General features: G+C 68.9%; 8 protein-coding genes. 4 read left to right on the forward strand and 4 right to left on the reverse strand.

From position 1 onward, the window contains the following. Window positions 1–5 precede the first annotated feature (5 nt). A complete protein-coding gene (locus IG04_RS0103765; protein ID WP_051768842.1) occupies window positions 6–7,505 on the reverse strand; it encodes a non-ribosomal peptide synthetase in 7,500 nt (2,499 codons plus the stop codon). Between the two features lie 49 nt (window positions 7,506–7,554). Continuing rightward, window positions 7,555–8,829 carry a serine hydrolase domain-containing protein gene (locus IG04_RS0103770; protein WP_030475095.1) on the reverse strand — a complete coding sequence of 425 codons (1,275 nt, stop codon included), beginning with the start codon at window positions 8,827–8,829 and terminating at the stop codon, window positions 7,555–7,557. Between the two features lie 945 nt (window positions 8,830–9,774). On the opposite strand from IG04_RS0103770, the gene IG04_RS0103775 reads away from it, so the two are divergent. From IG04_RS0103775 to IG04_RS0103785, 3 genes are all read left to right on the forward strand, one after another. Then, window positions 9,775–10,230, forward strand: coding sequence for an IS110 family transposase (locus tag IG04_RS0103775; RefSeq protein ID WP_030475096.1), 456 nt, complete (start codon window positions 9,775–9,777; stop codon window positions 10,228–10,230). A gap of 83 nt (window positions 10,231–10,313) precedes the next feature. Then, a complete protein-coding gene (locus IG04_RS0103780) occupies window positions 10,314–11,471 on the forward strand; it encodes a hypothetical protein (RefSeq protein ID WP_144065265.1) in 1,158 nt (385 codons plus the stop codon). Between the two features lie 2 nt (window positions 11,472–11,473). Continuing rightward, the gene (locus tag IG04_RS0103785; RefSeq protein WP_030475098.1) at window positions 11,474–12,127 is read left to right on the forward strand and encodes a hypothetical protein; all 654 of its coding nucleotides are present in this window, start codon (window positions 11,474–11,476) and stop codon (window positions 12,125–12,127) included. Between the two features lie 18 nt (window positions 12,128–12,145). On the opposite strand, the gene IG04_RS0103790 is transcribed toward IG04_RS0103785, so the two are convergent. Then, window positions 12,146–12,541, reverse strand: a complete 396-nt coding sequence (locus IG04_RS0103790; protein ID WP_030475099.1) for a DUF5313 family protein — start codon at window positions 12,539–12,541, stop codon at window positions 12,146–12,148. Next, window positions 12,538–12,693 (reverse strand): hypothetical protein, encoded by a 156-nt coding sequence (locus tag IG04_RS46250; protein ID WP_157512863.1) that lies wholly within the window; start codon window positions 12,691–12,693, stop codon window positions 12,538–12,540. The genes IG04_RS0103790 and IG04_RS46250 overlap by 4 nt, the downstream gene beginning before the upstream one ends. A 214-nt stretch (window positions 12,694–12,907) precedes the next feature. Between IG04_RS46250 and IG04_RS0103800 the strand changes: the two genes are divergently transcribed. Then, window positions 12,908–13,258 carry an ArsR/SmtB family transcription factor gene (locus tag IG04_RS0103800; RefSeq protein WP_030475100.1) on the forward strand — a complete coding sequence of 117 codons (351 nt, stop codon included), beginning with the start codon at window positions 12,908–12,910 and terminating at the stop codon, window positions 13,256–13,258. Window positions 13,259–13,306: the final 48 nt, after the last annotated feature.

Consider the following 13,306-nt stretch of genomic DNA (forward strand, 5'->3'; position numbering starts at 1 on the left):
GGTCCTCAGAGTTCGTTGAGGGAAGCGGTGTGCTCGAGCTCGCGCAGGATCAGTTCCTCGACGAGGTCGGCAAGTGCGGCGACGGTGCGCGCGGACAGCACGTCGCGTGGGCTCAGTTCGACACCGAACGCGTCGCGCAGCAGCGAGGTGACGTGCATGCCGCGGATGGAGTCACCACCGAGCGCGAAGAAGTCGTCCTCGGCACCGATCCGGCCGACACCGAGCGCCTGGGCCCAGATCGACGCGACGGCCTCCTCGGCCGGCGTGCGCGGCGGGACGTGTTCGACCGGTGTCCACTCGGGATCGGGCAGGGCGCGCCGGTCGATCTTGCCGTTGGGGCTCAACGGGAACTCGTCCAGTCGCACGATCGCGGACGGCACCATGTAGTCCGGCAGCGCGGCCTCCGCGGCTTTGCGCAGCGCGTCCACGTCCGGCGTCGTGACGTAAGCGACGATCCGTTCGTCCCGCACGACCACGACGGCATCGCCCAGCACGGCCTCGATCTCGCCGAGCTCCACGCGCAGCCCGCGGATCTTCACCTGGTGGTCGGTGCGTCCCAGGTACTCGACGGAGCCGTCAGGCCGCCACCGGGCGAGGTCACCGGTGCGGTACATGCGCGTGCCCGCCCGGCCGAACGGATCGGCGACGAACCTCCCGGCCGTGAGTCCCGGCCGGTTCAGGTAACCGCGGGCCAGCTGGGCGCCCGCCAGGTACAGCTCACCGGGCACACCCGGCGGCACCGGCCGCAGTTCGGCGTCGAGCACGCGCAAGGCGGTGTTCCACACCGGTCTGCCGATCGGCACGACGTCCGCGCCAGGACAGGTCGCCCAGCTCGTGACGTCCACGGACGCCTCGGTCGGCCCGTACAGGTTGTGCAGCGGCACGTCGATCGTCTCGTACCAGGCCCGCACCAGATCCGGCGGCAGTGCCTCGCCGCTGCACAGCACCCGCCGCAACCCCGTGCAGCCCTTGGCGGCGGGCTCGCGCAGGAACGCTCGCAGCATCGACGGCACGAAGTGCACGGTCGTGATCGACTCGCGCTGGACGAGGTCGGCCAGGTACGCCGGATCGCGGTGGCCCTCCGGCTTGGCCACCACCAGCGTCGCGCCGGCGATCAGCGGCCAGAAGAACTCCCAGACCGAGACGTCGAAGCTCGCAGGTGTCTTCTGCAGCACCCGGTCGTCCGGTGTCAGCCCGTACTCGTGCTGTGTCCACAACAGACGGTTGACGACCCCTCGGTGGGGCACGACCACGGCCTTGGGCCTGCCCGTCGAGCCGGACGTGTAGATCACGTAGGCGGGGTGGTCCTGGGTCAGGGCGGTCTCGGGCGCTGTGGACGGGTAGCCGGAGGCGTCGAGCGGTGAGTCGATCACCAGCACCGGGCCGGCGTCATCGGTCATGAACGCGACGCGTTCGGCGGGCAGTCCGGCGTCGATCGGGAGGTAGGCCGCACCCGCCTTGAGCACGGCCAGCAGCGTCACGACCAGGTCGAACGACCGCGGCAGCGACACGGCGACCACCCGTTCCGGACCGGCGCCCTCGGCGATCAGCCGGTGCGCCAGGCGGTTCGCCCGCCGTTCCAGTTCCGCGCCGCTGATCGCCTCGCCCTCGAACCGCACGGCCTCTTCACCGTGGGGAGCCAGCAGATCCAGCAGGGTGCGGTCCGGCACCTCGTGCGCGGTGTCGTTCCACTCGACCAGGACCCGCTGCCGTTCGTCCGCTGTGAGCAGCGGCAGCGCACCGACCTGCCGATCGGCGTTCTCTGCGATGCCGGTGAGCAGCACGCGCAGGTGGCCGCCGAGCCTGCGCGCCGTGGTCTCGTCGAACGCCGCGGGGTCGTACCCGAGCAGCACGGTCAGCTCGGTGTCCGGGTAGACCGTGGCGCTGAGCGGGAAGTTCGTCGTCTCGACGGCTCGCAGGTCGCGCAGCGGCAGACCCTGCGCCGGGTAGTTCTCGAACACCAGCACGCTGTCGAACAGGTTCACCCCGCCCTCGACGCCGCTCCAGGCGCGCAGGTCGGTCAGCGGCACGTGCTCGAACCGCCGCGCCTCGACCTGCGTCTCCTGCAGGCCGCGCAGCCAGGCCGCGACGGGCGCCCGGTCGTCCACGGCCACGCGCACCGGCAGGGTGTTGATGAAGATCCCGGTGATGTCGTCGACGCCGGGCAGATCGGCGGGCCTGCCGGACACGGTGGCGCCGAAGCACACGTCGTCGCGTCCGCCGTAGCGGGCGAGCAGCACGGCCCACGCGCCCTGTACGACCGATCCCGGCGTCAGCCGCTGCTCGCGGGCGAACGCGTACAACGCGGCGGACTCCTCGGCGGACAACGAGATCCGCAGGTTCGCCGTGGTGCTGGAGCCGTGCTGCCCGGACGGTGTCCGGTCGAACGGCAACGGCGTCGGCTCGGTGAAGTCGCCGAGCACCTCGCGCCAGTGCCGCTCGGCCGGCTCGTCGTCCTGGTGGTGCAGCCACTCGACGTAGTCGCGGAACGGCGGCCGTTCCGCCGGTTCGCCGAGAACGTCGGTCAGCACCTGGAAGACGCTCCAGCCGTCGAGCAGCACGTGGTGGAACGTCCACAACACCTGCACCTCGTCCTCCGGCAGGCGGGCCAGTGTCAGCCGCATCAACGGCGCGGTCGCGAGGTCCATGCCCTCAACGCGGTCGGACTCCAGCAAAGCCCGCAGCAGTTCCTCGCGATCCCCGCGAGTCCAGTCCAGATGGCGGATCGGCACCGGTGCCTGCGCGTGCACGACCTGCACCGGTTCCGGCACGCCCTCCCAGACCACGCTGCTGCGCAACACCGGCGTGCGGTCCACGGCCCGTTGCCACGCGGCCGCGAGCTCGTCCGGGTCCGCGGTCACGACGAAACTGGTCTGCTGCACGTACACGCCGTCGAGGGAGTGGAACACCATGCCCGCCTGCATCGGCGTGAGCGGGTAGACGTCCTCGACGTGCGGCAGCGCGATCCGGTCGCAGGAGGCCTGGTCCAACCGGGCGAGCGGGAAGTCCGACGGTGTGCGGCCGCCGGCGTCCGGCTGCGCGCAGTGGTGCGCGATGTCCCGCAACGCCACCAGCATCTCGTCCGCCAGCCGCGTGATCGTCGCCTCGTCGTGCAGTTCGGTGCTGTAGAACCAGGTCACCTCGAGCTGGTCGCCCTCGACGCGGCTGACCACGTCGATGGCGTGCGGGCGCGGTGCGTCCGGGTCGGCGTCGAGGTCCATGCCGCGCTGGTCGTCGTCGAACCGGCCGAGGTGGTTGAACCCGACCTCCGGCGTGACGTCCGGCAGGCCGTCGCCGGTGAGGTACCGCAGGGCTCCGTAGCCGATGCCGCGCCGGGGGACCGCCCGCAGCTGTTCCTTGACAGCCTTGAGGGTCTCGCCCCAGCCCGCTTCCGGTACGTCGAGGGCGACCGGGAACATCGAGGTGAACCAGCCGACCGTGCGGGACAGGTCGACGCCGTCGAACAGCTCCTCGCGGCCGTGGCCCTCCAGGGCGACGAGCACTCGCCGGGAACCGGTCCAGCCGCTCAGTACGCATCCGAGCGCGGTCAGCAGGACGTCGTTGACCTGAGTGCGGTACACGGGCGGCACTTCGCGCAGGACGCGTCGGGTGTCCTGTCCGGACAGTCGGACCGTGACGCCGCGCTGGGAAGCGGTGGTGCCCGTCTTGGAGCTGCCACCGGTGAGCTGCTCCCAATGCGTTCGTTCGTCGTCGAAGCCGCCCGTTCGGGCGTGGCCGGCGAGCTGGTGTGCCCACTCGCGCAACGAGGTCGTCTTCGGTGGCAGCGGTTCGCCGCGGTAGGCGGCGCGCAGGTCCTCGGCGATGATCCGCCACGAGATGCCGTCCACGACGAGGTGGTGTGCGGACAACCTGACCTGGCGCGGTGCCACGATCTCGGTCTCCAGCTGCGAGTGCCCGGACGGCTCGATGCGCTGGCGCCAGCCGTCGTCGAACGTGTACCGCGTCCGCAGGGCGTCGTGGTGCGCCACCACCGTGCTGACGGCCCTGGCCAGTCGTTCGGCGTCAACGTCTTCGGCGAAGTCGAGCACCACGGACTGGTGGAACCGGCTGAGCCCGTCGTGGTGGTCGAAGAACCAGCGCTGGATCGGCGTGAGCGGCACGTCTCCGGTGACCGTGCCCTGCTCCGCGCTCGCCCGGCTGGAGGACCGCACGCGAGGAGCCAGTTCAGCGATCGTCTGGTGCTGGAAGACGTCGCGCGCGGACAGGTGCAGACCGGCGGCCCGCGCCTTGGTGACGACGCCGATCGCGAGGATCGAGTCGCCGCCCAGCTCCAGGAACCCGTCGCGCACCCCGACCTGGCCGACGCCCAGCACCTCGGCGAACACCGAGGCGAGCACGGCCTCGACCGGTGTGCGCGGCGCGACGAACCGGGCGCGCTCGATCCGCGGCGCCGGCGGTTCCGGCAGGTTCGCGCGGTCGATCTCGTCGAGCACCACCCACGCCGACGGGATGAGGTAGTCCGGCAGCACCTGGCTCAGGACACCCTTGAGCTCTGCGGGATTCGCCCGCGTGACGTAGCCGACGAGCCGTTCGTCGTGCATCACCACGTGCGCGTCGTCGACCATCCGGCGCAGGACCTTCTCGACCACCGCCGGGTCGACGCGGAACCCGCGCACACGTGCCACGTCCTCCGCCTCACCCGCGAACTCGACGAGGTCGTGGTCCGGATTCGCGGTGACGGCCTCGCACAGCGCGACGAGGTCGTCGGCCATGCGCTCGATCGTGCTCGCGTCGAACAGATCGGTGTTGTACTCCAGCGTCAGCGTGAGGTCGTCGCCCTCACCACGGTTTTGGGCAGGCCAGAACTCGGTGACGAGGTCGAATCGCGCGGCCGGCCGTGGCAGGTCGACCTCCTCGGCTGCCAGGTCGCCGAAAGCGGTGCGCGTGAGCAGCGGCTGCTGGAGCGCGACGACGGCCTGCACCAGCGGTGTCCGGCTGGGGTCGCGGTCGGGCCGCAGCTGTTCCACGAGCTGGTCGAACGGCACGTCGTCGTGAGCGAACGCCTCGAGCACCGTGTCGCGCACCTGGTCCAGGTAGGCGGTGAACGGCTGCCGGGGGTCGAGCCACGTGCGCAGCACCAGCGTGTTGACGAAGAAGCCCGAGACGCCGTCCAGCTCCGCGCGGTCGCGTCCGGCGTTCACCGTGCCGACCGCGATGTCGCGCTGCCCGCTGTGACGGGCCATGATCACCTTCACCAGTGCGGTGAGCGTCATGAACAGCGTCGCGTCGTGCGCCCGGCCCAGCGTGGTCAGCCGCTGCACGAGCCCTGCTCCCAGCCTGCGCCGCAGCACCGCGCCCGCCGTCGAGCGCAGTGGCGGGCGCACCCGGTCGGTGCGCAGGTCGAGCGGCTCGAGACCGTCGAGCTTGTGCCGCCAGTAGTCCACGCTGGGCACCGGCTGTTCCTGTTGCCACAGCGCGAAGTCCGGGTACTGCAGGCGCGGCCGCGGCAGTTGCTCGCCCTCGTAGAGCCTGGCCAGCTCGTCGAGCAGCACGGTGACCGAACGGCCGTCGGTGATGATGTGGTGCTGGCACAGCACGAGCACTTGGTCGCGGGTGAGCAGCGCCCGCGTCAGCGGTCCGGTGCGCAGGTCGAACGGCTTCGCCAGCTCGGCCTCCAGATCGTCGGCGAGCTCCAGCCGCACCGCGCCGTGCGGGCTGATCACCTGGACGTGACCGTGGACGGTGGTGCGCAGCGCGTCGTGCCGGGCGACCAGCAGGTCCAGTGCGTGCTGCAGCCGGGTGAGGTCAAGCGAGCCGGTCAGCCGCACGCCGACGGCGGTGTTGCTGTCCGGGCCTTCCGCGCCCTGGAGCCGCTTCTGCGTGCGGGACAGCGGCACCGGTTGCCCGGTGTGGGTGGGCCGGATCTCGGCGGGTCTGTCGTCCGGCAGCACTGCGGCCAGCGCCGCGACCGTGCGGTGCTCGAAGAGCGCGCGCAACGGCAGTCCGCCGCCCAGCAACGTCAGAGTCCTCATGGCCAGCACCGAGTCGCCGCCGAGCTGGAAGAAGTCGTCCTCGGGGCCGGCCGCGTCGAGCCCGAGCACCTCGGCCCAGACCTGCGCGACCCGGTGTTCGGCAGGTGTGCGCGGGGCCGTGGCCGTCTCCGCGCCGCCCGACGGCTCTGCCAACGCCGATCGGTCGAGCTTGCCGTTGGGGCTCATGGGGAACGCGTCCAGGACGACGAACGCCGACGGCACCATGTGTTCGGGCAGCCTGGAGGCCACCAGCGCGCGCAGGTCGGTCCGCTCGGCCTCGCCGGTGACGTAGGCGACGAGTCGCTTGAGCCCCTGGTCGGAGCGCGCGACGACGACTGCTTCGCGCACACCTGGGTGGTCGCGCAGCACCGCCTCGATCTCACCGGGCTCGATGCGGAACCCGCGGATCTTCACCTGGTGGTCGGCACGCCCGACGAACTCGAGCACGCCGTCGCGCCACCGCACGACGTCACCGGTGCGGTACAGGCGCCCCGGTCCGAACGGGTTGGCGACGAACCGTTGCGCGGTGAGGCCCGGCCGGTCGAGGTAGCCGCGAGCGAGACCCGTGCCGGTGACGTACAGCTCTCCCTCGGCCGCCGGCCGCAGGTCGTCGTCCAGCACGTGGGCGACGGTGCCGGGGATCGGCGTGCCGATCGGCGGGCTGCCACCGGGGCTCAGCGGCTCGCTCCACGTCGACACGACCGTGGACTCGGTCGGCCCGTAGGCGTTGATCATCCGGCGGCCGGGCGACCAGCGCTCGACCAGTTCGGGCGTGCAGGCGTCACCGCCGACGATCAGCGTGCGGAAGTCGGGCAGCGGGACCTCCGGCACGGTCGCCATGGCCACGGGCGGAATCAGCGCGTGCGTGATCCTGTTGTCCCGCAGCACCTCCGCGAGCTGCTCGCCCAGCAGCGGGCCCTCCGGCGGCACGACCAGCGCCGCGCCGGACGGCAGCGCCATGCACAGCTCCAGCACCGAGGCGTCGAAGCTGGGGGACGAGAACTGCAGCACCCGGTCGCCCGGCCGCACCTGGAAGTGCTCGATCTCGGCGCTCGCGAAGTTCGCCAGCCCGGCGTGCGTGACGACCACGCCCTTCGGCCGCCCGGTCGAACCGGACGTGTAGATCACGTACGCCGGGTGCGCCGGGTCGACCTCGGCCTCCGGATCGACGTCCCGCATCCCGCTCGTGTCCACCGCGGACTCGAGGGTGAGCAGCGGCGCCGCGTCGCGCAGCATGAAGTCGATCCGCTCGGCGGGATAGGCGGGGTCGACGGGGAGGTAGGCGGCTCCTGCCTTCAGCACGGCCAGCTGCGCCACCACGATCTCGGCCGACCTCGGCATCCGCAGCGCCACGACCCGTTCGGGACCGGCCCCTCGCTCGCGCAACCACCACGCCAGCCGGTTGGTGCGGACGTCCAGCTCGGCGTACGTGAGCGTGCCAGACGGCGCGATGACCGCGGGCGCGTGCGGGGACGACGCCACTCTGGCGCGGAACAGTGCCGTGAGAAACATGACGGGGAGGCGCCTTTCCGGGGGATCAGTCGGAAGGGTGAGGGAATGATCAGGCGACGCGGCGGGCGAGCCTGCCGCCCACCTGCAACCACCCGATGTCGCGGCCGGGGGAACCGCGCAGAAAACGTCCGGCTTGCGAAGTGTCACCGGTGTCGACGTCGCGCATTCGGAACCGCAGTCCGTCGTAGAGCGTCAACTCGGCGAACGGCTCACCGTCCACGACGAGTCGCAGCGGCGCATTCTCGCCCGGCACCACTGAATACTCGGTGTCGCCGTTGTAGAAACGTCCCACGCAGCCCGGTGGCGTCGCCACCACCCGTTCCCCCAGCTCACGACAACCGTCGTAGTCACCGACGCCGAGCGCGCGAGCCAATTCGTGCCACATCGCCAATCCGGTGCTGCCATTGGTCGTGAGCGCGACCACGGCACCGCTTTCCGGATGCACGCGCAGGTGGCAGGACGTGCCGTCCCCGGTGCCGTCGTGGCCGAACCACCCGCCCTCGAACAACGCCACGCCGAGCCCCCAAGCATCGGCCATCCCGAACGGCTCCGCACCGTCCATGGGAGTCCGCATCTCCCGCAGTTGGGCGTCGTCCACGAGCGTCGGCCCCTCGCCGGCGAGCATCCGGCCGAGCCGCACGAGATCGATCGCACTGGCCGCGACGGCGCCGGCGGGCGCGTCCACGAGCGTGAGCGACTGGTGCACCGGCACGACCCGGTGCCGTTCGGCATTGACCGCGTGCCCCGGCACCGAGTCGTTCTGTCCGTCCGGCGCCACCACGAAGTGCGCCTCCACGCCCAGAGGCCGCAGCAACACCGACGACATGGCCTCCCACCAGCTCATACCGGTGACGACCTCGATCAAATGCCCGGCGGCGCTGTATCCGATGTTCGAGTAGGAGAACCCGTCACCGGGCTCGTGCAACGGGTTGGCGCGGAGCAGGCACTCGGCCACGTGCTTGCTCAACGTAGACGCCGTGACCTCGTCCGAATCGGACGGCAGACCACCGGTGTGGCTCAACAGGTGCCGGACGGTGAGCCGCTCGCTCAGACTCGCGGCAGCGGGCAGGTACTCGGCGAGCGGCTCGTCGAGATCAAGATCCCCGTCCGACACGAGGATCATCGCCAGCGCCGCGGTGAAGGTCTTGCTGACCGACCCCACCGGCACGCGCGCGGCCCGCGTCATCGGCGGCCCGCCCGTGTGCTGGACGCCGAACTCGACCGAGCGGGTAATTCCGCCGCGGTGCACGGCGAGTTGGGCGCCCGGAATCAGATGGTGTCTGGAGTGTCTTTCCAACAATGGCTGGAGCTGGACTTCGTGCATGTTCCCTCGCAGTACAAGTCGACCCCCAGAGCTATTTCGTCCCAAGTTCTGTGTCAGGACCCCGAAATCAGTCGGTTGGTCCGTTCAGCGGTTCGTACGCTGTCAAATCATCATCACACCATGGGACCGCCAAATGGAGCACGTCTTTGGAGTGCCCCCGATAGGACGCCTTCTTGCGGTCGCCGGTGACGCTCCGTCGTTGGTCGCTGGAGGGTAACCACTCGAACGGGCGGGTTTGGACTGAAACGTCTCGAAAACCGCCCTGAAAAGAGATGTATTTTTGGAAAATGTTTCGAATACGTATCGTCACACGTCGTCACGGACTGTGTGAATGTCGATATTTCGAAAATCGTGGATACTGTGAAATGCGCGTCCGACACTCCAACTACACTCGTTCCAGATAGCCCGTCGTGACGCTCCGACCTGCGTCACGTCACTGGCGGGCGCTGCAGTCAGCACGCCCAGCCGGTAAGGCAGGTGCGCACGACGTCCTGTCGTCGGTTCGTTGCCCGTGTGCCTTCGCTGAGGCGTGGGGACTGGACGCGCAGGGCGGGCGGGCTGGGCGGAAGTACGTGAACGACCGGCCGAAGTCGGAGCTGGGCGAGATGGTGCGGTTCGACACCACGGCTCTTGGTGCCCGGCATCGCGTTGGTCCGCGAACGAAGCGCAAGGGCTACTTCCTGCGTGCCGAGACCGCGTTCAGGTTCATGAACGCTGTCAGCGGCTACTTAAGACTGGCGGCAGGACCGGGTCCGGCCAGACTCTGGTCCAGGTGCTCGGCGAGTCGCTCGCTCACAGCGGCTGCCCGCCGGTGTCATTGACGTGGCTCTCTCATGGCATGCGTCTCGCCGAGCACCGCGCGAGGAGTGGCTGAAAAGGGGTCTGCCTTGCTCGAAGTAGCGGTGCCCTCCTTGCCGATATCCGTGTCGAGGCAAGGAGAACCGGATGCCCGTGATCATCGGAATGGATCCGCATAAACGGTCGGCCACAATCGAGGTGATCAACGAACTCGGCAACATGATCACGGCCGGAGAATTCGGCACAGACCAGATCGGATATGCCAAGATGTTAGCGACCGGGCGCCGGTTCAGCGACCGGGTGTGGGCGATCGAGGGCTGCAACGGCGTCGGCCGCCATATCGCCCACCGGCTGATCCACGACGGCGAGACGGTCCTGGACGTGCCGGCGAAGCTGTCGGCGCAGGTGCGGGTGTTCGCGACCGGCAACGGCCGCAAGACCGACCCGATCGACGCGCACTCAGTAGCTCTGGCCGCGCTGCGGACCCCGAACCTGGTGCGTTTGCAGGCCGACCCCGAACTGGTCGTGATGGGCATGCTGGTCGACCGTCGTGACGAGCTCGGTCGCGCGCTCGGACCGTCGCATGGTCTGAACGAGTGGTAGGTCGCGGCCTTGGTAACAGCGTGTAGCGAGCACTCGATCAGAGGATCAGGCGTTTTGCAGAACGGGTGATCGGAGGGTGCGCCGTGAACGCGATGTCCGCCGACGACGCTTCAGAGGACGGTTCGAGTCCTGATCTCCAGGAATATCGTGCTTATCTGCAAAGAGGTGAGACGCGACTGTCGACCCTGCACCGCGTCGCCGGCGCCTTCATCAGTGGCGCAGGACTGCTCACGTTGCTGCCGCTGCTCGTCGGAGGCACCTTCTCCAGCCTGTTGCTGCTGCTCTTGTTCTACCGATCGCCCGGCTTGCCCGCACCGGCCTCTCTGGAGCGATGGCTGGCGCTCCTGCCGGTGCTCGCCTCGATCGCGCTTCCGCTGTCCGCGCTGTACCTACTCGTGCGGGACCTGATTCTCTTCTACTTCACCGCGCGGACGTTCAAACCCGATGCCAAGGGGCACATCTACCCGCGGTTCGTGCTGTCGGGGATCATGGTGTCGGAGCCTTCCTTGTCGCACACAGTGGGGGAGTTGCACGCCGCTCGCGACGACGACTACGTGCGCAATCTTCTTGTGCCCAGCCCAGCCGTGCTCAAGAAACGCATCCTGAAGGAAGCCCAGTCGATCGGTGATCTGCGTGGAGCGTCGATGAACGACGACGAGAACCTGCTCTCCGAACGTCTGCGCGAGTACGTGTTGCGTCAGACCGCCTCTCACGTGCGAAGCCTGCCTCAGGAGGCGGCGAAGATGGAGGCCTCTATCGCGAGACACCAGAGGTTCCTGCGCGGACTCGTGCTCCGGTACGCGAAAGCCTTCCTTCTGACGATCGCGACCACGGTGGTCACGCTGACCGCGGACGGTGTGCTCACGTTGCTCAAACCGCTCGACAACGCTCCGGTTCCTGGGGTCAACCCCGAGTACGTGTGGACGGCGACGTTGACCATCTACGCCGGGTGGGCCCTGGTGTCCACGATCATCGTGCGAAAGCCGGTGATCTGGTTGTACGCGGACTCCAGCAACACCAAGAGCCAGCGGACACCGCAGTCGCTGCTGAACTTCGAGCGGTCGACCTTGGCCGTGTCCGTCCTCTCGGTGTCGATCATCGGCGCCGATCTGATCATGTTTCATCCGCCGACGACAGGAACGGGCTGGCTCATCGTCTTCGCGGCGTGCTGCCTGATAGTGGGCACGTTCGTCGTGGTCATTCGCGCGGTCATCAGCGAACTCCCGGAAAGGTTGCGCTGACCATGGGCACGACAGAGGAGGACATCGAGAAGCTCGGCGAGGAACTGGCCGCTCTGCGCCTGCACTATCGCCAAGCGGGGCACAACCTGGCGACCCAGGTCGCCGAGGATCTGTCGTTCGTCCGTGAAGCCCGGGAGGAGGTGGAGCGGATCACCACGATCCTGCGGGGTACCGAGCTGTTCGGCCGGTATGCGCAGGATGCCGATCACCATGCCAGAGTGGCCAATCGGTGGCGTGCGGCTGCGGTGTTCGTGTTGCTGTTGTCGCCGTTGTTCCTGGTGCTCATCGAGAAGCTGGCGGCGATCAGTGGCGTCGCACTTGCGGTGACCTTCGCGCCGATGTTCACACTGTTCATCTACGCCTCCGTGGAGTCGCACAACCACCGGCGGCGCGAGTTCGACCGTCGCCGGATTTCCCTCCGGGTGTCCGCGATCGAAGCGTTCACCAAGCAGCGGCGTGACGCCGGCCGCGCCGGCGATCGGAAGATCGCCGAGGAACTCATGGACGAGTTCGTCCGCAAGCACTTCATCCAGCCTGACCTGGACTCGAACGACATGTCGTACCTGGGTCCGCGGCTCAGCCTCGTGACGGTGTTCAGCCGAGGTGGCCGGCAACAGTCGCCGCGTGCGGCCGGTTCAGCGTCGCCCAAGCAGTAGCGGTACTTCACGCGAAGGTCAGGAGTTGCTGCGGTAAAGCCGTTCGTAGGCGGCTTTGGCGCGTGCGTCTGCCTCAGCGTGTTTGGCCCGGCGGGTCTGCTCGCCGAGCCCGCGTGCAAAGCCCTGTTTGACCAGGCGGTGCTCGGTCGTGTGCCACATGTAGGTCATCGAGTAGAAGTAGCCGACGCACATGCCCAGCACGATCGACAGGATCCTGATGTAGAGCGGTCCGGGTAGCAGGAGCAACAGCAGGATCGGTGACATCTGGACGAGGCCGCGCACGAAGTGGCGCACCGCCCAGGTACGGCAGGTGACGTCGTGCAGCACCCACGGGCTGCATCGCTGAGGCAGTCGTCCGCCGACCGCGTACCACAGCCACTGGGCCGGATTGGGTCTGGTTCCACGCAGTGTCATCGGTCGGCGTTCTCCTCTGCCGCTCGGCGGATGGCGGCGACGATCTTGCGGTTCGGCACGCCCTTGATCACGTACTCGACCACGCCGAGCTCTCCGAGTTCGGCCTCGGACGGGCGTCGATGAGGCCGCACAACCGTCGCCGTGGTGGACATGCACCTGTCCGGCGATGGCTTGCACGCCATCCGCCGCATGCATCAGCGGGTGCCGGCAGTCAGGATCGTCGCTGACGAGAACTCTCAGCCGATCGGGAGTTCTGGTCACGGTGCGGTCCTGACGGGTTGTGCGTGTTTTCGGACTTGCTAAGGTTAGCAAGTGCTGAAGCGTGCGACCAGCTGCCGGGCGACGCGCGAGCAGGGAGGGGAGCGGGTGAGCAAGCCGCTGTACCAGCTCAAGGCGGAGTTCTTCAAGACGCTGGGCCACCCTGCGCGGATCCGGGTGCTGGAGCTGCTCAGCGGGCGTGAGCACGCGGTCGCGGAGATGGTGCGGCAGGTGGGTGTCGAGCCCGCGAACCTCTCCCAGCAGCTGGCGGTGCTGCGCCGGGCAGGCCTGGTCACCACCCGCAAGGAGGGCGGGACCGTCTACTACTCGCTGACCAGCCCGCACGTGGCCGAGCTGCTGGACGTGGCGCGGCGGATCCTCTCGGCCGTGCTGTCCGGGCAGGTCGAGCTGCTCGAGGATCTCCGCACCGCCGGCCAGCCGGTGCCGCGCGGCGGTTGAGCCGTGGTCACCCCGTGTCCCTCCCCCGAGGCGGGGTGACCACACCCT

It is taken from the genome of Lentzea albidocapillata (genome assembly GCF_000719115.1).
GTDB lineage: Bacteria > Actinomycetota > Actinomycetes > Mycobacteriales > Pseudonocardiaceae > Lentzea > Lentzea albidocapillata.